22 protein-coding genes are annotated in these 18044 nt (G+C 51.7%); 13 read left to right on the forward strand and 9 right to left on the reverse strand.

What is annotated here, in order from left to right; translation table 11 throughout:
* Nucleotides 1-121 precede the first annotated feature (121 nt).
* Entirely contained in the window at nt 122-949 is an 828-nt protein-coding gene (locus tag AV656_RS01075) for a cytochrome c oxidase assembly protein (RefSeq protein WP_331711543.1), read from the reverse strand.
* Nucleotides 906-1397, reverse strand: coding sequence for a DUF2243 domain-containing protein (locus AV656_RS01080; protein ID WP_063177974.1), 492 nt, complete (start codon nt 1395-1397; stop codon nt 906-908). Before AV656_RS01080 ends, AV656_RS01075 begins: the two co-directional genes overlap by 44 nt.
* 111 nt (nt 1398-1508) lie before the next feature.
* Between AV656_RS01080 and AV656_RS01085 the strand changes: the two genes are divergently transcribed.
* The 3 genes from AV656_RS01085 to AV656_RS01095 are packed head-to-tail and all read left to right on the forward strand — an operon-like array spanning nt 1509 to nt 2815.
* The gene (locus AV656_RS01085) at nt 1509-2108 is read left to right on the forward strand and encodes a TetR family transcriptional regulator (RefSeq protein WP_197462181.1); all 600 of its coding nucleotides are present in this window, start codon (nt 1509-1511) and stop codon (nt 2106-2108) included.
* 51 nt (nt 2109-2159) lie between these two features.
* Nucleotides 2160-2501 (forward strand): DMT family transporter, encoded by a 342-nt coding sequence (locus AV656_RS01090; RefSeq protein WP_063178867.1) that lies wholly within the window; start codon nt 2160-2162, stop codon nt 2499-2501.
* Nucleotides 2501-2815: a DMT family transporter gene (locus tag AV656_RS01095; RefSeq protein WP_063178865.1), complete on the forward strand. Its 315-nt coding sequence runs from the start codon at nt 2501-2503 to the stop codon at nt 2813-2815. Before AV656_RS01090 ends, AV656_RS01095 begins: the two co-directional genes overlap by 1 nt.
* A gap of 70 nt (nt 2816-2885) precedes the next feature.
* Here AV656_RS01095 and AV656_RS01100 read toward each other — a convergent pair whose 3' ends face one another.
* Together AV656_RS01100 and proB are read right to left on the reverse strand one after the other, a co-directional pair.
* On the reverse strand, nt 2886-4148 hold the full coding sequence (locus AV656_RS01100) for a glutamate-5-semialdehyde dehydrogenase (protein WP_063177978.1): 1263 nt from the start codon (nt 4146-4148) through the stop codon (nt 2886-2888).
* A complete protein-coding gene (gene proB / locus AV656_RS01105; protein ID WP_063177980.1) occupies nt 4145-5269 on the reverse strand; it encodes a glutamate 5-kinase in 1125 nt (374 codons plus the stop codon). The genes AV656_RS01100 and proB overlap by 4 nt, the downstream gene beginning before the upstream one ends.
* Nucleotides 5270-5428: 159 nt before the next feature.
* Here proB and AV656_RS01110 point away from each other — a divergent pair, with 159 nt between their 5' ends.
* The 5 genes from AV656_RS01110 (at nt 5429) to AV656_RS01130 (ending at nt 8520) form a co-directional block, all read left to right on the forward strand.
* Nucleotides 5429-5704, forward strand: a complete 276-nt coding sequence (locus AV656_RS01110) for a hypothetical protein (RefSeq protein ID WP_063177982.1) — start codon at nt 5429-5431, stop codon at nt 5702-5704.
* Between the two features lie 101 nt (nt 5705-5805).
* Entirely contained in the window at nt 5806-6225 is a 420-nt protein-coding gene (locus tag AV656_RS01115; RefSeq protein WP_063177984.1) for a MarR family winged helix-turn-helix transcriptional regulator, read from the forward strand.
* A gap of 30 nt (nt 6226-6255) precedes the next feature.
* A complete protein-coding gene (locus AV656_RS01120; protein ID WP_063177986.1) occupies nt 6256-7443 on the forward strand; it encodes an MFS transporter in 1188 nt (395 codons plus the stop codon).
* A 272-nt stretch (nt 7444-7715) separates the two neighbouring features.
* On the forward strand, nt 7716-8126 hold the full coding sequence (locus tag AV656_RS01125) for a carbonic anhydrase (RefSeq protein WP_063177988.1): 411 nt from the start codon (nt 7716-7718) through the stop codon (nt 8124-8126).
* Nucleotides 8127-8151: 25 nt separating this feature from the next.
* On the forward strand, nt 8152-8520 hold the full coding sequence (locus tag AV656_RS01130; RefSeq protein ID WP_063177990.1) for a DUF4440 domain-containing protein: 369 nt from the start codon (nt 8152-8154) through the stop codon (nt 8518-8520).
* 305 nt (nt 8521-8825) lie between these two features.
* Here the strand turns inward: AV656_RS01130 and AV656_RS01135 are convergent, their stop codons facing one another.
* The 5 genes from AV656_RS01135 to selD all read right to left on the reverse strand — a co-directional run bounded on the left by AV656_RS01135 (nt 8826) and on the right by selD (nt 13358).
* Nucleotides 8826-9242 carry a universal stress protein gene (locus tag AV656_RS01135; RefSeq protein WP_063177992.1) on the reverse strand — a complete coding sequence of 139 codons (417 nt, stop codon included), beginning with the start codon at nt 9240-9242 and terminating at the stop codon, nt 8826-8828.
* A gap of 173 nt (nt 9243-9415) precedes the next feature.
* Complete coding sequence (locus tag AV656_RS01140; RefSeq protein ID WP_063177994.1) at nt 9416-10174, reverse strand: ABC transporter permease; 759 nt, start codon at nt 10172-10174, stop codon at nt 9416-9418.
* The gene (locus tag AV656_RS01145; protein ID WP_063177997.1) at nt 10171-10899 is read right to left on the reverse strand and encodes a phosphate ABC transporter ATP-binding protein; all 729 of its coding nucleotides are present in this window, start codon (nt 10897-10899) and stop codon (nt 10171-10173) included. The genes AV656_RS01140 and AV656_RS01145 overlap by 4 nt, the downstream gene beginning before the upstream one ends.
* Before the next feature lie 311 nt (nt 10900-11210).
* Complete coding sequence (gene mnmH / locus AV656_RS01150; RefSeq protein WP_063177999.1) at nt 11211-12293, reverse strand: tRNA 2-selenouridine(34) synthase MnmH; 1083 nt, start codon at nt 12291-12293, stop codon at nt 11211-11213.
* A 24-nt stretch (nt 12294-12317) separates the two neighbouring features.
* Nucleotides 12318-13358, reverse strand: coding sequence for a selenide, water dikinase SelD (gene selD / locus AV656_RS01155; protein ID WP_063178869.1), 1041 nt, complete (start codon nt 13356-13358; stop codon nt 12318-12320).
* A 154-nt stretch (nt 13359-13512) separates the two neighbouring features.
* Here selD and AV656_RS01160 point away from each other — a divergent pair, with 154 nt between their 5' ends.
* The 5 genes from AV656_RS01160 to AV656_RS01180 all read left to right on the forward strand — a co-directional run bounded on the left by AV656_RS01160 (nt 13513) and on the right by AV656_RS01180 (nt 18036).
* Nucleotides 13513-14235: a YebC/PmpR family DNA-binding transcriptional regulator gene (locus tag AV656_RS01160; protein WP_063178001.1), complete on the forward strand. Its 723-nt coding sequence runs from the start codon at nt 13513-13515 to the stop codon at nt 14233-14235.
* 62 nt (nt 14236-14297) lie between these two features.
* Nucleotides 14298-15074, forward strand: a complete 777-nt coding sequence (locus tag AV656_RS01165; protein ID WP_063178871.1) for an exodeoxyribonuclease III — start codon at nt 14298-14300, stop codon at nt 15072-15074.
* Nucleotides 15075-15158: 84 nt separating this feature from the next.
* A complete protein-coding gene (locus AV656_RS01170) occupies nt 15159-15638 on the forward strand; it encodes an SRPBCC domain-containing protein (RefSeq protein WP_063178005.1) in 480 nt (159 codons plus the stop codon).
* Nucleotides 15639-15649: 11 nt separating this feature from the next.
* Entirely contained in the window at nt 15650-16102 is a 453-nt protein-coding gene (locus AV656_RS01175; protein WP_063178006.1) for an NUDIX hydrolase, read from the forward strand.
* 197 nt (nt 16103-16299) lie between these two features.
* Complete coding sequence (locus tag AV656_RS01180) at nt 16300-18036, forward strand: carbon starvation protein A (RefSeq protein ID WP_063178007.1); 1737 nt, start codon at nt 16300-16302, stop codon at nt 18034-18036.
* Nucleotides 18037-18044 lie beyond the last annotated feature (8 nt).

Here is an 18044-nt window from a genome sequence, read left to right on the forward strand (position 1 = left end):
ATAATCAAGGATATCAACTGAAAATCGCGGAGTTTTTCTTCAGTAAGATTGAAATGATCTTGCACATAAATACCCAGCCCATTTCAGTCATTGGAAAGTCCCTATTCCAGTGAGGGAGGGATCAGGATGATTCAATTTTTTGATAGGAATGCCGGGGAGCGGTATCCCGATACCAGCCGTGAAACAAAAGAATGATGATGACAAGGTCAACGAGATCCCCTCCGTAATACATCAGCATGGCACCTTCCCGGACCTGGTCCGGCGGAAACCCGGGCAGCAGATCTGCATAAATGGATTTGCTCAAAATTCCGTGCGCCGCGAGTGCACAGATAAAAACGATAGTCCGAAAAACATAACTGCAGCGATGCGGGGCAGGGTCGATATAAAGCATGGATATGGTGAACAGATAGCCCGCAGCAAATACATGAACGTGAATGAGCAAGTAAAGCCACAGGTGGTGGTGCATCAGCTGAAACAGTGGAGTGGCGTAAAGAAGCCAGAGTCCGCCAATGTTCAGTACGGATGCCGTCACCGGATTCCGGTAGAAGCGTGCAATCGGGTGGCGGAGCGCTTTCGTCAACCGTCTGGCCGCAGGTACCGGAAGTGCCCGGAGAAGAAGGGTAACGGGTGCCGAAAGGGCGATCAGGAGCGGGGCAAGCATCCCCAATAGCAGGTGACCGGCCATATGAATACGGAAATCATGATGGGCAGCCTCGGCAAACGGTCCGATAAAAACCAGCATTGCCGACAAAGTTCCGGACAGCCAAAAGAAAAGACGCCGGCCCGGCCAGTGCTTCAGCCGCCTGACCCTGTTTGTCCGGATCATCAAAATCAAATATCCTATTGCTCCGGAAAATGCAATGATTCCAACGAGTATCTGCAGGGCAGGGGGAAGGTGTTGCTGGTCATAATGCAAGGGTCTCGCCTCCGTTTGCCCGAATACTGTCATTTCTTGCGCTGCGGATTAGAAGAAGTCCCGCAATGATCATGATAACGGCTGTGATGTTCCAGATAAGGTCGTATGGCAGAATGTCAACATGATACCGGATCTGGTGGAGCCTCATCAGCTTATGCTGGATGGTTCCGTCATACAGTTGAAATCCGCCTCCGCCCAGCAGCTTTCCACCCCAGAACATCTTGTGCCAAAAGGCGCGGCGGCGCATCAGGTCTGCCACCAGATAAAGTCCGCCTACTGTTGCAAACCAGCTGAAGGCGTGAAAAAGACCGTCTGAAATGAGTCCCGCGGAAGTCGTCGAGCGGTCATAGAACTTATGCCAGTGAAGCAACTGGTGAAAGATGGTTTCATCAATAAAAGCGACAAATCCCAGACCGAACAGAATGCCTGCCCATAAGTTCTTTTTCCGATGGCTGTATTTGTGATCCTGTGACAAGGTCACCGCTTCCTCCTTTCTGCTGGCAATGTAAAGTTATGACAAGTATTGCCTTATGCAAAAGATGGTAAACCACATGACAAGATTGACAGTCTTGAATCAGTACCATTAAAATGAATGAAAGTCAGTCATAGCATTGGAGAGGATACGTTGGATAAGCGGGAGCGGATCATTCAAGCCGCAATAGAAGTATTTCGGGAACACGGAATAGAGAAAACCAAAATCTCCGATATCGTGAAAAAAGCACAGATTGCCCAGGGGACGTTTTACCTGTACTTTCCATCCAAACTCTCTGTCATGCCGGCCATTGCCGAGAAAATGGCTGCTCGCATGGAAGGGGCCATCCGACAAAGTGTAGATTCACAAAAAGAGTGGACAGGCCAGCTCCGTGAGATGATCGGAGCCGTATTCACCGTCACCGGTGAGTACCGGGATGTATCCGCCCTTGTCTATGCAGGGCTTTCTGCGACAGAGCATGTCAGGGAATGGGAGGATATTTACCGGCCTCTCTACATGAGGGTTGCAACGATTATTGAAGAATGGGAGAGGGAGGGCGGAGTCCGCAAGACAGATCCGCACAGGACGGCGAGATTATTAATCGGGCTTGCCGAGTCCGCAGCAGAACAGGTTTATCTGTTCGATTCCTTTGATCCGGCAGAAGAACAGAAACAACAAGAAGCAGTTTATGAATTTGTCATTAACGCTTTACGGATGTAAAGCGTAGTTTTATAAACCATAGTGACTGAAAGTCATTCAGTAGGAGGAGCAATAATGAACAAAGCATGGTTTTACGTCATGCTCACCTGCACATTTGAACTGTTATGGGTTTATGGTTTCAGCACGGCGGACAGGTGGTGGCATTGGGCACTGATTCTTGGAATCATTGTCGTGGATTTTCATTTTCTTGCGAAAGCGTGTGAACAGTTGCCTACCGGAACGGTCTACGCGGTTTTCGCCGCGGCAGGAGCTGTCGGTACGGTAGTGATGGATGTGTATCTGTTCGGAGGGACGATGAACGGAGACAAGCTATTCTTTATCTTGCTGCTTGTGGCAGGAGTGATCTCCCTCAAAATGGCTGACGGAAATGAAGAAAGAAAGGTGAATGGATGATGGGCTGGATGTTTGTAGGGGCTGCCGCTCTGTTTGAAGTCATCGGTGCTATCGGACTGAATCTGTATAGCAAGAAAAGAGATTGGATCCGCATGCTGCTGTATGCCGGCGGATTCGGACTGTCTTTCATTCTGCTGTATCAGTCGCTTTCCTATCTGCAGCTGAGTATCGCCTATGCTGTCTGGGTCGGACTCGGCACAGCAGGAGCCGTCCTGATGAATATGCTGCTGTTCAATGAAACCCGCAATTTGCACCGGATTCTCAGTCTGCTCGTAATTCTGGCGGGCGTGGTCGGCCTGAAAATAGTGTCATGAAAAAGCCGGCTCCGTGTATTGGAGCCGGCTGTATCTGCCATGCAGGAATTTCATAACAGGTGGCGAAAGGTTACTTGCACTGACCGTGGCCAGAAATCAGGGTTTTAACTGAGGTAAGGGCCGGGAGACCCATCGGCCCGCGCGCATGCAATTTCTGGGTGCTGATTCCGAGTTCTGCGCCGAAACCGAACTCGAAACCGTCGGTGAAGCGAGTGGAGGCATTGTGATAGACTGCCGCGGCATCCACTCCAAGCTGGAACTTTGCCGCATCAGGCAGGCTGGATGTCACAATGGCTTCTGAGTGGCGCGTGCCGTACGTATTGATATGGGCGATGGCTTCCTCGGTGGAAGCGACAATCTTGACGGCAACTTCCAGATCGAGGTATTCCAATCCCCAGTCTTCATCTGTTGCGACAAGCACGCCGTCTGCAAGATGGACGACCGCATCGTCACCGTGGACAACGACACCTTCCCATTGGAGCGCTGCAACAAGGTCTGCCGTGTGGGGCCAGTTCTGATGGATCAAAATCTTCTCAGCGGCATTGCAGACGGAAGGGCGTTGCGTCTTGGCATTTACCGCAATGCTGATCGCCATATCCTTATCTGCGGTTTCATCGATGTAGACATGGCAGTTTCCTGCACCCGTTTCGATCACGGGAACGGTCGCATTGTCGACCACGGTACGGATCAGGTTTGCGCTGCCACGTGGGATGAGGACATCGAGGACGTCATTCATCTTGAAGAGGCGGGCGGCTGTCTCACGGCTCGTGTCTTCCACAAGCTGTACGGCATCTTCCGGAAGCCCGGCTGTGGCGATGGCCTCCCGGATGACACTCACCAGTGCCTTGTTGGAGTGGATGGCGGAAGAGCTGCCTCTCAATATCACGGCATTTCCCGTTTTCAGGCAAAGTGCGGCCGCGTCCACCGTGACATTCGGTCGTGCCTCATAGATGATCCCGACGACGCCGAGAGGTACACGTACCGTGGACAGTTTTAATCCGTTCGGCCGCTCCCATTCTTCAAGTACCTGGCCGACCGGATCGGTCAGCTTGGTCAGGTCGATCAGTGCGTCCGCCATCGCTTTGATGCGGCCTTCATCCAGCATGAGCCGGTCAAGGAGGGAGTCGGACAGGCCTGCTTCACGCCCTGCTTCCAAATCTGCATGGTTTGCTTCGATGATGGACGGTGTATTGGACAGCAGACCGGCAGAGATGGCTTTTAGTGCCTCGTCCTTCACCGGTGTCGTCAGGCCGCCCATGATTGAGGCTGCGTGTTTTGCTTTTTCGCCCTTTGTTTGAAGCTCATCGGCTTGAGTGATCTGTACGTTCGTCATCGTACCGCCTCCTTGGTTTTAAGATGGATCCACCGGTTGCAGTGGATGACTTCAGGCGTGGTTCCGCCGGAAATTTTCATGGCTTCGTCTCCCGGCTTGCCGATGATCTGACTGACGGTGTCGGCAGGATAGTTCACCATGCCCCTTCCGATCAGTTCACCGCCCTCATCGAGGACATTGACCACTTCACCCTGATTGAAGTTCCCGCTGACGGAGGTGATGCCGATAGGGAGAAGGCTGGTACCTTTTCCTGCAAGTGCGCGGGCCGCGCCGCCGTCAACGGTGATGCTCCCGGCCGGTACTGAGCAAAGGGCCATCCAGCGTTTGGAATCCTTACCGGACATCAGAGAGGAAATTCCGATATAAGTTCCATCACCGCGTCCTTCCATAATATCGATGAGTTTCTCGGGGCCGTCTCCCGTCCCGATGAATACATGGACGCCAAGACTTCCTGCTGTTCTGGCGGCGAGGACTTTCGAGCGCATTCCTCCGGTTCCGACCGAAGATCCGGCACCTGATGCCTGCTTCAGAAGTCCATCATGGATTTCGGGGATGAAACTGTATTTCTTGGCATTGGGATTCTTGTTAGGATTGCCGTCGTAAAGCCCGTTGACATCGGTGAGTATGACGAGGTATTCGGCATGTACAAGTCCTGCTACAAGTGCGGACAGCATATCATTGTCTCCAAATGTAATTCCCTCTACCGAAACGGAATCATTCTCGTTCACAATTGGCAGGGCCCTTCTGTGAAGCAATTCTTCGAGCATCCTTCCGGTATTATGGAAACGCTCCTTGCGGATGAGGTCCTGCCTCGTCAGAAGCAACTGAGCGGTCACAATTCCATGGCTCCTGAATGCATCTGTATAGGCCTGCATCAGCAGACCCTGTCCGACAGCGGCTGCCGCCTGCTTGCCGGCAGTCGTGCCGGGACGGGCAGCATACCCGAGGTCCCGGAATCCGGCAGCCACTGCGCCTGACGAAACGAGAACGACTTCATGGCCGGCCTCCATAAGCAAAGCGATTGCAGCCGTATGTTCGCGGACCTTTTCGGGCGACAATCCGCCACACGTATCCGTTAGTGAACTGCTCCCTATTTTGACGACAATCCGCCTTTTCTTCATCCGAAACGCCCCCAATGCGAATGTTAAGAATTATTATGCAACATTTCTGATTTTTAATCAATAAGAAACTGGCGCAAAATATTTTTTCTTTTTTTAAACGAATCTTTTCTAATAGTAAACCGTAACTGTATAAAATGGAACCAAAGGGGAGCTATGAAAATGCTGGGTGCGATTTTTATTGTGATGATTGTCATGACGATTCCACTTACTGCAATTATCACCGATCACAGAAGAAGAATGGCCAGATACCAGGCTGACAGGCTCCAGGATGAAATTGAACTTGAAAAACTGAAACAGCAGAACTTTATCGCCGAAACGGAAAAAATGAAGATTGAACTGGAAAAAATGAAGCTGGATTACACGGCGGCAGATGGTTTATCAAAGAAAAAATTGGGCGAAAGAGTCCTATTACCTGAAGCAGCGGATGGCAAGTAAGCATCTGCTGTTTTTCTTATGCGGGTCGGAAATATTTACACGGCAGGCAACCCGTGATAATATTAGTTAGCAAAACTAACTAACTATCGGGTGGGGATTCCATGGAACTGAAATCGCACCAATTGTTTTTCAGGAGGTTTACTGACCTGTACCGTCCGTTCATCCAAAGGTCGGCCGAAGTTCTGGCAAAAGAGGGACTGACTGTTCCACAATGGTCGGCTCTGCGTCTCATTGCCGAGCAGGATGAAATGTCACCGGCTGAGCTTGCAGCACGGCAGTTTGTCGAAAAACCGACCGTTTCCAGGACAATTCAGCAGCTGTTGGAAAGCGGAATGATTGAAACCAGGCAGGGTCAGGATAAGAGGGCCAAGATCATCCTGCTGACTGTAAAAGGACACGAGACATATGACAGGACGTCATCATCCATCGAAAAACTTGAACGGGAAGTGGTCGGTGACATTCCGGAGCAAGAACAAAACACCATGATCAGACGCTTGACGGAGATGCGGGAGCGCCTGTAATACAGCGCGTTGTTTAGAAAGAGGTTGTATATGCAAAGTCATAAGCTTTGGACGAAAGATTTTATTTTTGCTTCACTCATTAACTTTTTCCTGATTATCGTCATGTACCTTTTGATGGTGACGATCGGTCCGTTTGCTGCAGACAGATTCCAGGCGGATGCCGGAACGGCAGGACTCGTTTCGGGTTCCTATATCATCGGTGCTCTGATGGCACGTTTCGTTGCCGGTCCGTTAGTCGAAAAAATCGGCAACAAGAAAGTATTGCTGGCCGGTACGCTTCTTTACGTCATTTCTGGGGCTACCTACTTTTTTGCCTTCAACCTGCCGCTTCTTGTTTTAATCCGCTTTGTCCACGGCATGGGAATGGGAGTCGGTTCGACCGCAACTGGATCAATCGTCGCCAGGGTGCTGCCTCCGGACCGCAGGGGGGAAGGAATCGGATATTATAGCTTGAGTTCTGTTCTCGGGGCTGCACTGGGACCATTTCTCGGTATATTGCTTGCAAAGCATCTGCCGTTTACGATGCTCTTCCTTTTCTGTACGATATTGGCTCTTGCCTCTTTCATTTTGGCCATTACGATCAAGGCAGATGAAAAATTGGAACCTGCCAGCGTACAGGAGGAAAAGAAACGATTCAGCATCTGGTCGGTCGTTGAGAAGAATGCACTTCCAATCGGCGTTGTCACACTGTTTGTAGCAGTCGCATATGGCGGGGTGCTGAGTTTTATCATGTTTTACTCGGAAGAAATGGATCTTGTGACGGCTTCCAGCTTCTTCTTCCTCGTCTATGCGGTAACTGTGCTGCTTTCAAGGCCTTTCACCGGAAAGCTATTGGATCTGAAAGGCGGCAACATCGTAATCGTGCCTGCTCTTCTTCTCTTTGCAGGAGGACTGATCCTGCTCAGCGAATCAGCAACAGGCGTCATGCTGCTCGGAGCGGGAGTGCTGATCGGTCTTGGTTTCGGTAACTTCCAGTCGAGTGCACAGGCCATCTCTGTAAAAGTGGCGGATCCCCATCGGATGGGGCTCGCCACCTCCACATTCTTTATCTTCCTCGATTTCGGCGTAGGCTTCGGTCCCTACATCCTGGGAAGCCTCGTTCCGCTCTTAGGATATGCGGGGATCTATAAGCTCTTGGCCGGAGTGGTCTTGTTCGCCCTATTATTATACGTGGCCGTTTATGGGGTGAAGGAACACCGTCTGAGAAAAACTGCATAAAGCATAAAGGATGCCGATCCTGGCATCCTTTTTGGTTTTCCGGAGACGAGATAGGGAGATTCGTGTATAATCGCTTACAACCGAGTGAAGATCCCAGATTATCCGGGGTCATGCTTTCGGGATCCCCTTCCGGAGAACCATGACTATAGAACGATTTCGACAAATATCGAAACAATTTGCATCAGAGGACGGGAAAATTGATATTCTATTTATAGTTTGTGGAAGATTAATCGGATCGTGCCCATTCGGCCGTCCGGAAACGGAGGAACGTCATGGCAAAAAATGAATTTGTGACAGCAATCAACTGTATGGACGGCCGTGTTCAGGAACCGGTCATGAACTGGATGAAAGAACGCTACGATGCGCTTTATGTGGATATGATCACAGAAGCTGGCCCGAACAAACTGCTCAGAAGCGATAATAAAGTTCTGATTGAAAATATCCATGACCGTGTCCGTGTCTCGACCGACCGTCACGGGTCCCAGTATATTGCGATTGCCGGCCATTATGACTGTGCCGGTTATCCGGTGAGTGCAGAGAAGAAAAAAGGCAAGATCCTTGATTCGGTGGATCTGATTGAATCCTGGAACCTTGGATTCAAGGAAATCGCCGGACTTTATATTAACGAAAAGTGGGAAGTTGAGGTCGTCTGTATCAAGACCGACAATCCCGTAGAGGCTTGAAACCCGGTATAGAGGTGAAAGCCGTATGGAAAAACTGACACATCATATCCTTAAGCTTGAGCAGGAATTATTGGATACCTCGGTCAGAAACGATCCGGCCCGGTTTGGGCCGCTGCTACACGATTCTTTTATAGAACATGGGCAGTCGGGGAGAAGATTCTCGAAGGCGGACTGTCTGGAAGGCGGAACGCTCGGAAGTGTCAATCTCCGCATCAGTCAATTTAAGCTGCTTCCGATCAGTGAACGTGCCGTACTTGCCGTTTACCGGACGGAGAATCCGGAAACCGGAAAAACGGCAAACCGAAGCTCGATCTGGAAGTCCGATGGGATCACCTGGAAGATGATGTTTCATCAGGGGACGCCTGTTCCGTCCGAAGTAGTGGCAGATTCGTGAAAAAATCGTGATTCAGAAAGACTCCGCACACAATTTTAGCAGAGACTATCTGTCACAAAATCCTGGTATGGGGTACAATGAAGAGTGAAGGGTTACACCCGGATCAAGTTATTGAATTGGTGTTAAGGAGGAACTGCCTTGAATTACTTGGGAGATACTTTACTTCCGATTCTGATCATTGTATCAATCGTTGCATTTATCGCCATCATCGGTCTCGGAATCATGAAAAACTGGCGCTGATCAGCCACAAAAAACGGGAGCTGCGGATTCGTTCGCAGCTCCCGTTTTCATATCCGGAGAAGAGGTCATTTAATGATCATCACCGGGCAATCGGAGCGTTTCATGACTTTATGGCTGACGCTGCCGAGAACCATTTCCTGCAGGGGATTCAGTCCTCTGCTTCCGATGATGACCAGATCGAAGGAATGGGCGTTGGCGTGTGAAACAATCGCCGGTCCCGGATCACCGTGAAGGATGTTCACTTCGTAAGGGATATCTTCCTTTTTCAGCAACTCTTCAGCCGGGAGGAGACGCTGTCTTCTCTGCATCTCCAGGTCGGAACGTCCCTTGGCATGCAGGACAGAATCCTTGGATTTCGAGTAATCGGCAACATAGGCGATCTCAATGGCACCATCCATCGCTTTCGCAATCGCGGCGGCATGTTCGGCGGCACGGAGAGAATGATCGGAACCGTCTACAGCCAGAAGTATCCGTTTATACATATACGATCTCCTCCTCTGTCTCTCTGGCAGACCTGATTATTACTCTTCCCGAAACTTTTATGCTTCACGCAAGAATGCACCTCTTCTTTAAAAAGGTTCCGCCCTGGAGGAAGAAAATCCTTCTTAGGCCGGGTATGAAAAGCCCGCAGCACATTGGGCTGCGGGCTTCGGGATTAGCTGTTTGTCTGCCGGATCATCTGCATTCGCTCATTAAACAGGGAAGGGTAGGAAAGGAAGCCGAGCAGAATGCTTGAAACGACAGCGGTTGTCAGCAACAGGAACAGAATAAGAAGCTGGAACTGGACCGCCTGAACCGGGTCGGCGCCGGCAATAATCTGGCCGCTCATCATGCCCGGCAATTGGACCAGCCCCATTGTCTTCTGGCTTTCGATCGTGGGGATGGTGCTCGCCTTGATGGCGTCGGTCAGCTGGGTATGGACAGCCTGTTTCGGGGTGCCCCCGAGTGAAAGGATCAGTTCTGTCCGGTTTTTTTGTGATTCCATTTCAGAAGTGAAACGGTTCAGGAACAAGATGGAAAGGACCATCGAATTTCCCACGACCATTCCGCTGATCGGAATGATGTACTGGGCGGTTGCAGGTACAATGCCAAATCCGAGCAGGATCGCCTGAGTCAGCACCTCGACTGCGATAATCGTCACAGTAATCTTCCACAAGATACCCGGAATGGCCTTGCCTTTCTTTGAAGCATTATGTACCGCTGCAAAAATCATGAGGGCAATCATCAGCAAAATATACAGATAGCTGTCAGAGTCAAAGACGAACTTCAGGATATACCCAACCGCAAACAGTTGGATGATTGACCGGATCGTGGCGACGATTGTGTCTTTCTCCAGCCCGAGGTTCAAAGTCCGGGAAAGAAGCAGGGGAATGAGGACGAAAATGAGAGTCAGTGACAGGGCAATCGGGCTCATTGCAGTTCCCCCTTTACAAATCGGCGTACCCGTTCATCGGCAGGGTCTTCAAGGATCCGGCTTTCTCCGGTCTCGACCAGTTCACCGGCAATCAGAACCCACGTGTAGTCACCGATTGAAATGGCCTGTTCAAGATTGTGTGTGATCCAAATGATCGTCGTACCGTATTTTTGGTTGATGCGGGTGATGAGTGACTCGATCTCACGCCGCGATGCCCGGTCGAGAGCAGAAGTGATTTCGTCCATCAGCAAAATATCGGAGCGGTTGACGAGGGTCCGGGCAATCGATACTTTCTGCCGCTGGCCGCCTGAAAGTTCAGATGCTTTCTTATGGAGATAATCACTTGATAAACCGACATCCTCAAGCCAGGAAACAGCTTCGTCTTCGGAAATTTCCTTTTTCTGAAGCCGGAGAGGCAGGGCCAGGTTGTCATAAACAGACCCGTTCACCATCGGCGCATCCTGGAGGGCCATTCCGACTTTGCGGCGGAGTGCTGTCGGTTCCATGGATCCCACTGGCTTGCCTTCCACAAGTATTTCTCCGGAATCGGCGGAGATCAGACCATTACATAATTTCAGTACGGTTGTTTTTCCTGCACCGGAAGGGCCGACCAATGTGGTGATCCGGCCAGCGGGAAATGACCCGGTAATCGGGCCGATGATCGGATTTTCGTCTATCGAATATCGGACATCCTTAAAGTGGATGGCAGGTTCGTATGTTGTCACTTGGCATCGCTCCTGAAACCTAAATTAGAATAATTATAATGTAGCACATATCCGGTGAGGAATAAACCGTTTGCTCTTAATGGGTAAACCCGACTGCTTCAATTTCGTCATTCAACTTCCGGCTTACACACCCGAATGACGAAATTGGAAGGACGAATGATGAAATTTAACGCTATGAATGACGAAACTGATCGGAAACTGATTTTCCGGCTTGGTTTCCATTGCCGGACACACGACGGGGCTAAGCTCCTGGCAGGCAAATTAAAAGCAGGCGGGGATGAAGAGAGTTCCCCGTCTGCTATTCTGATCTTTCAATGCTTGTCCTGGCCTGCAGCGGCTTCTCCGGATGCAAGTTTCCTTCCGATGCGCTGAATCTGTTGCCGGACTTTCCGGTAGGCGTCTTCCATATTGTCCGCATCAATGAAGATTTGGCTTTCGTCGTCTTCATCCAGGCCTGCGGAATGCTCGTAGCGGGGATCGTAATAGAACTCCAGAAGCAGGCGAAATGCTTCCCTGAACCGATTTTCCTCCAGGTGCTTCCGAATGTCCTTGGCAATTGGTGTGTGGACCCTGCGTTCAATTTTGGAGAAGGCTTCAAGGAATTGTTCCGGATAAGCTTCCGTGTCATAGTCATCCAGGATATTCTGTACCCGCTCTTCAATCGGAAGGCGGAGGAACAGATGCAATCCTTCCTGCTTCTTGCGGTCGAAAAACTCGGGAAGGACAGCTTTGCCGATTCTCCGGCTTTCCCCTTCGATGATGACATAAGGCGCAACTTCATATTTCTTCATGGCACCGACCAGGAGGGCATCGAACTTCTTTTGGTTGCTCGGCTCCATGCCGATCGCGCCGAAAATGGACCCCCGGTGGCCGGCCATCCCTTCCAGGTCCATGACGGGGAAGCCGTCTTGTTCCAGGCGATGCAGAATTGCTGTTTTGCCGCCGCCCGTATATCCGTTCAGTACGATGAGGGGAGGGCTGAATTCCGCTTTCTCAAGCTCGGAAACCACCCACTGGCGATAGGTGCGGATGCCGCCGATCAGTCTGCTGGCACGCAGTCCCATCAGATCTGTCATTGTGGCGGCCGTTTTGCTCCGCATGCCGCCGCGCCAGCAAAAGACCGTGAACGGCCTGTCCAGACTGCGGAATTCATCGACGTATTCAGGAAGTTTGGCGGAGAAGATCTCCAGTCCGCGCTTCATCGCGGCCTGCTGGCCTTCCTGCTTGTAGATGGTGCCGACTTCAGCCCGTTCTTCGTTGTCGAAGATCGGAATGTTGATGGCGCCGGGCATGGTGCCTTCAGCGAACTCCTTCGGGGACCGCACATCCACGAGGGCGTGATTGCCGTTTTGCCGCTGCTTAAATAATTCTTCCAGTGTAAGTTCTCGCTTCATATTCATCTCTTTCCTTTTGGTGGCTTACAGGACGCGGATCGTGCCTGCGTTCTCTTCAGTCACTTCGCCGATCATATGCGCATCGACACCCTTTTTCCGGAGGGCATCCAGCAGTCCGTCAGCCTGGCTGCCATCCACTGCAGCCAGAAGTCCGCCTGAGGTGACTGCATCGCAGAGGATCCATTGTCCGGTCTCATCCATCGTTTCCGGGTAGGTGATGCTTTCCGCAACATGAGCATGATTGTTTTTGGTTCCGCCGGGGACGGCACCCTGTTCGGCGAGTTCATGGGTGCGGGGGAGGACAGGAACATCCTTCGAGCGGATAACAAGTCCTGTTCCGCTGCCCTGAGCCATTTCTGTTGCATGGCCGAGAAGTCCGAACCCGGTCACATCGGTAGTGGCATGGACAGCATAATCATCCATCGTCTCAGCCGCCGTTTTGTTGAGCGTTGTCATCACTTTCGTCACTTCCAGGATGTCTTCTTCGGAAAGAAGGTCACGCTTCAGGGCGGTTGTGTAGATGCCGACACCGATCGGTTTAGTCAGAATCAGTTTGTCGCCGGGTTTGGCTCCGGCATTTGTACGGATTTTGTCCGGGTGGATCGTCCCGGTGACCGCCAAGCCGTATTTCGGTTCCTGATCATCGATCGAATGGCCGCCGACAAGCGTGACGCCGGCTTCCTTCATTTTGTCCGCCGCGCCCCGAAGGATATCGGCAAGGATCTTTTTGTCGAGGTTGCCGATCGGAAACGCCACGATGTTCAGTGCCGTGACGGGGGTGCCGCCCATGGCATAGATGTCGCTGATGGCATTGGTTGCGGCGATCTGGCCGAAGTCATAAGGGTCATCGACGATTGGCGTGAAAAAGTCGGTCGTCTGGACAAGTGCAAGGTCCTCAGTCAGCTTGTAGACCCCTGCATCATCACTTGTGTCGAGCCCGACGAGAAGATTCGGGTCCGGAACGGCTGCAGGCAGTTCTTTGAGCACGCCCGCGAGGTCAGCAGGTCCGATTTTGCATCCGCATCCGCCTTTTTTGGTCAGTGTAGTCAATTTGATTGAAGCCATGTTATCCCGGCCTTTCTTTGGCAAGTCTTTTCTTCCCATCTTATCATATTGGCCCGACGGGATAGGGTGGTGACGCTTCAGGATTCATATTGCTAGGAGAAAATGGTATACTGTATTATTGCAGAGAGTTCAAATCCGAAAGAGAGTGGATTTAATGGGACGTAAATGGAACAACATCAAGGACAAAAAAGCTGCAAAAGACCAGAGCACCAGCCGGGTGAATGCAAAGTTCGGACGTGAAATCTACGTGGCTGCACGGCGCGGCGAACCGGACCCCGAATCAAACCAGGCACTAAAAATGGTGCTCGAGCGTGCAAAAACTTATAACGTACCCAAACACATCATCGACCGGGCGATCGACAAGGCAAAAGGCGGCTCGGATGAAAACTACGATGAATTCCGATATGAAGGTTTCGGTCCGGGCGGGTCGATGGTTATTGTCGATGCGCTGTCCAACAACGTTAACCGGACGGTATCGGAAGTACGTGCGGCATTTGGCAAGAATGGCGGGAATATGGGTGTGGCAGGATCGGTTTCCTATATGTTCGACTCCACGGCCGTTTTCGGCATTGAAGGCAAAGGCGAGGAAGAAATTCTTGAGATGCTGATGGAAGAAGACATTGAAGTCCGTGACGTATTCGATGAAGAGGGCAGCGTGTTTGTCTACGCCGAGCCTGAGGACTTCCACGCAGTACAGGAGGCCTTCAAGGATAATGGCATCACGGAATTTCAGGTGGCTGAACTCAGCATGCTTCCGCAAACGGAAGTTTCTCTCAGCGAAGAGGACCTGGCCCAGTTTGAAAAAATGATCGATGTGCTTGATGACCTCGAAGATGTCCAGCAGGTCTATCACAATGTCGATCTCGGCGATGAATGATAAGATGATACGCAAGCCCGCCCTCCAAGGAAGGCGGGCTTTTGTTTGGAAGGAGCATCAAGATGAAATTTGTTTCCTGGAATGTCAACGGTCTGCGGGCCTGCGTGAAAAAAGGGTTTCTTGACTACTTTAATGAGGCGGATGCCGACATCTTCTGTGTGCAGGAGACCAAACTGCAGGAGGGCCAGATCAGCCTCGACCTGGACGGCTACCATCAGTATTGGAACTATGCGGTGAAAAAGGGCTACTCCGGCACCGCGGTGTTCACAAAGCACGAGCCGCTATCTGTCCGCTACGGCCTTGGTAAGGAGGATGCCCAGGAAGAGGGCAGGATCCTTACGCTAGAGTTTCCGGCTTTTTATGTGATCACCGTCTATACACCCAACTCCCAGCGGGATCTGGCGCGGCTGCCGTTCCGGCTGGAATGGGAAGACCGTTTCCTGGACCATGTCAAGCGGCTGGATAAAGAGAAACCGGTGATCCTGTGCGGTGACCTGAATGTTGCCCATAGGGAGATCGACCTGAAAAATGCAAAGACGAATGTCGGAAACTCGGGATTCACCTTCGAGGAACGCAGAAAAATGACGGAACTGCTCGAGGCGGGTTTTATTGATACGTTCCGGCATTTCCATCCTGACCGGACCGATGTTTACTCCTGGTGGTCGTATATGAACAAGGTCCGCGAACGCAACATCGGATGGCGGATCGATTATTTTCTTGCTTCGGAACGGCTGGCGCCGCTTCTGACAAATGCAGATATCCAATGCGACATCATGGGAAGCGATCACTGTCCGATTGTCCTCGAAGCCGATCTGGAACCGGGCCGTGTATTGGCCTGAACGGTTTGTCACAGTAAGAAGGAATCCGGATCCGCCCTGCCGAAATGATGGCAGGGCGGATTGATTTTTTTGAGGGGGAGACAAATGGCTGAAATTGCTGAATTGAACAGGAACGGAGAAGGGCTCACGGCTTATCGGGAAGTCCGGTATCCTCATGAGACAGCAAAAGTGTGGGAGTATCTGACCGACAATGACCGGCTTTCCGGCTGGTTTGATGAGCTGAGGATGGGGGAAGCGGCCGAAGGCGGCCATTACCTGTTTGACATGGGAGAGCACGGGAGAGAAAAGCTGGAGATCTTCAGGTTTGAACCCGGAGAGACAGTAGAATTTGATTGGTTTGGTGATGTGGTCCGGTTCGACCTGGTCACTGACGGAAGCGGTACTGTGCTCGCATTCAAAGAAACCGTCCGGAAACTGACAGAACAGACCGTAAAGGATCTGGCCGGCTGGCATGTTTGCCTCGATGTGATCGGCATCCTTCTCGACGGGGGGCAGCCGGAAGACCGGCATGCCGACTGGGAAAAATGGAATGAAGCTTATGGCCGGGCCGTCGGGGAACTGTAGGAGGGATCAGGGTGGGGTACATTGAGGAACTAAGGGAGCTGACCGGAAGCAGACCGCTTCTTCTGACCGGCGTGGGGGTCGGTGTCCTGGACGGCCGCGGCCGGATCCTCCTGCAAAAAGATTTTGACGGGCGCTGGGGCATTCCCGGGGGATTCATGGAACTGGGCGAGTCCGCAGAGGATGCGGGCCGCCGCGAAGTGCTCGAAGAAACCGGCATAGAAATCGGTGAAATGTCCCTTGTGACAGTCATCTCCGGCCCGCAGACGTTTACGCGACTGAAAAACGGTCACGAATACTTTTCCGTGACCATCGTCTATGCTTCTCATACAGAGAGGGACCAGGAGCCGAGACCGGATGGGAAGGAAACTGCCGAAGCCCGGTTTTTCCGCCCGGATGAACTTCCGGAAGGGCTGAACCCGATGATCAGGCAGCAAATCATGCAATATTTAAAGCACAGGAAGTGACGGGGGCCCGGACCCCGTCTTTTTTTGTTGACAAAAAACCCGTAAACTTGTTTGATAGGTTTGAATTAACAGAAATTTCAATTATAATGAACACATATACATAAAGTGAGTGCCAAAAAGAGAAACCGGGTTTCCGCCACTGCGGCAAGTTGCCGTCAGCGGGTTCCATATAACCAATCAAAAAGGGGGTAAATCGTTTGAACGCAATTCTGGTTGCCGTGATCGGGATGGTTGTGTTCGCGCTCGGTTATCGCTATTATTCCAAGTTTGTCGCGGAGCGCATTTTCCGTCTCGATCCGAATTACGTCACACCGTCCCATAAATACAAAGACGGCGTCGATTTTGTTCCGACAAACAAGTTTGTCCTGTGGGGACACCACTTCACCTCCGTAGCCGGAGCGGCTCCGATCCTGGGACCGGCGATTGCCGTATACTGGGGATGGCTGCCGGCATTCCTGTGGGTGGTCCTGGGAACCGTTTTCGCAGCGGGTGTCCATGATTTCGGAACGCTTGCTCTTTCTGTCCGGAACAAGGGCCAGTCGGTCGGAACGATAGCGGACCGGCTGATCGGGCAGCGGGCAAAAATGCTGTTTCTGTTCATCATTCTGATTCTTGTCCTGATGGTCAATGCCGTATTCGCCTGGGTTATTTCCAATCTCTTTATTCAATATCCGTCAAGCGTGCTTCCGGTCTTTATCCAGATTCCGCTGGCTGTCTGGATCGGGTATGCCGTCTATAAACGACAGAAAAAGATGCTTGTACCGTCCCTGATTGCGCTTGCGGTCATGTATATCACGGCAATCATCGCCAGTCAGGTAAGTTGGATGCAGGTGGACCTGGTCTCCATGATGGGCGGGGAGGAAGGGGCCGGTCTGTTCGGCTTGGGCGCTGTTTCGACAGCCTTCTTTATCTGGATTGTCATACTGATGATCTATGTGTATATCGCATCGACACTGCCGGTCTGGAAACTTCTCCAGCCGCGTGACTTCATCAACTCTCACCAGCTTGTGGTCGGTCTCGGAATTCTGTATCTGGGCCTGATTTTCACGAATCCGGAAATCACCGCGCCAGCCGTCCATGCTGCAAGTGACGTTTCCTGGTTCCCGCTCCTCTTCATTACCATTGCGTGCGGGGCCATCTCCGGATTCCACGGACTCGTATCGTCCGGAACGTCTTCAAAGCAGTTGGATAAAGAACCCGATGCTCGTTTTGTCGGTTATCTTGGGGCCGTCGGGGAAGGGATTCTTGCACTGATCTCCATCCTGGCTGTTGTGACACTGTTCCCGACTGCTGCTGCATTTTCTGAGGCATACAGCAGCTTTGGCGCAGCCAATGCAGGCGGTCTCGGAAACTTTGTCCAGGGGGCATCCGGTCTTGCACAGGGGCTTGGCATCCCGCCTTCTGTAGCGGCGACGATCGTATCGATCATCATCATCAGCTTTGCGGCAACGACATTGGACTCTTCCGTCCGTCTCATGCGGTATATCATCGCAGAAATCGGGATGGAGTATAAGATGCCGACGCTTGCCAAGCCGCATGTGGCTACGTCGGTTGCCGTCCTCTCCAGCGCGGCACTCGTTCTGATTCCGAAAGGGCCGAACGGTTTCGGATCCGGCGGTTATCTGCTGTGGCCGCTGTTCGGTACGGCTAACCAGCTGCTTGCAGGCATCAGCCTGATGCTGATTGCGGTCTGGCTGAAAAAGCTCGGCAGGAATTATATGATTGCGCTGATCCCGATGATTTTCCTCCTGTTCATGACGCTGATCGCCATGTTCCAGCAGGTGTTCTTCCAATGGTCCATGTGGGGCACCAACTCGAATATGCTCCTGTTCGTCTTTGGCTCGATCATCTTCGTGTTTGCGGTCTGGATCATCCTGACTGCCTTCAATGTCCTGACGAGGGGCAGTGACCAAAAACTTCCGGCTGAAGACTGATGTGGGGA

Origin of the sequence: Bhargavaea cecembensis (assembly GCF_001619585.1) — a bacterium.
In the GTDB taxonomy this organism is placed as follows: Bacteria; Bacillota; Bacilli; order Bacillales_A; family Planococcaceae; genus Bhargavaea; species Bhargavaea cecembensis_A.

Excerpts from the sequence above, each read along its gene's own strand:
- AV656_RS01075 (WP_331711543.1), bottom strand. The coding sequence starts at position 949 with ATGACAGTATTCGGGCAAACGGAGGCGAGACCCTTGCATTATGACCAG.
- AV656_RS01085 (WP_197462181.1), top strand. The coding sequence starts at position 1,509 with ATGAAAGTCAGTCATAGCATTGGAGAGGATACGTTGGATAAGCGGGAG.
- AV656_RS01095 (WP_063178865.1), top strand. The coding sequence starts at position 2,501 with ATGGGCTGGATGTTTGTAGGGGCTGCCGCTCTGTTTGAAGTCATCGGT.
- AV656_RS01100 (WP_063177978.1), bottom strand. The coding sequence starts at position 4,148 with ATGACGAACGTACAGATCACTCAAGCCGATGAGCTTCAAACAAAGGGC.
- proB (WP_063177980.1), bottom strand. The coding sequence starts at position 5,269 with ATGAAGAAAAGGCGGATTGTCGTCAAAATAGGGAGCAGTTCACTAACG.
- AV656_RS01110 (WP_063177982.1), top strand. The coding sequence starts at position 5,429 with ATGCTGGGTGCGATTTTTATTGTGATGATTGTCATGACGATTCCACTT.
- AV656_RS01115 (WP_063177984.1), top strand. The coding sequence starts at position 5,806 with ATGGAACTGAAATCGCACCAATTGTTTTTCAGGAGGTTTACTGACCTG.
- AV656_RS01120 (WP_063177986.1), top strand. The coding sequence starts at position 6,256 with ATGCAAAGTCATAAGCTTTGGACGAAAGATTTTATTTTTGCTTCACTC.
- AV656_RS01125 (WP_063177988.1), top strand. The coding sequence starts at position 7,716 with ATGGCAAAAAATGAATTTGTGACAGCAATCAACTGTATGGACGGCCGT.
- AV656_RS01130 (WP_063177990.1), top strand. The coding sequence starts at position 8,152 with ATGGAAAAACTGACACATCATATCCTTAAGCTTGAGCAGGAATTATTG.
- AV656_RS01135 (WP_063177992.1), bottom strand. The coding sequence starts at position 9,242 with ATGTATAAACGGATACTTCTGGCTGTAGACGGTTCCGATCATTCTCTC.
- AV656_RS01140 (WP_063177994.1), bottom strand. The coding sequence starts at position 10,174 with ATGAGCCCGATTGCCCTGTCACTGACTCTCATTTTCGTCCTCATTCCC.
- mnmH (WP_063177999.1), bottom strand. The coding sequence starts at position 12,293 with ATGAAGCGAGAACTTACACTGGAAGAATTATTTAAGCAGCGGCAAAAC.
- selD (WP_063178869.1), bottom strand. The coding sequence starts at position 13,358 with ATGGCTTCAATCAAATTGACTACACTGACCAAAAAAGGCGGATGCGGA.
- AV656_RS01160 (WP_063178001.1), top strand. The coding sequence starts at position 13,513 with ATGGGACGTAAATGGAACAACATCAAGGACAAAAAAGCTGCAAAAGAC.
- AV656_RS01165 (WP_063178871.1), top strand. The coding sequence starts at position 14,298 with ATGAAATTTGTTTCCTGGAATGTCAACGGTCTGCGGGCCTGCGTGAAA.
- AV656_RS01170 (WP_063178005.1), top strand. The coding sequence starts at position 15,159 with ATGGCTGAAATTGCTGAATTGAACAGGAACGGAGAAGGGCTCACGGCT.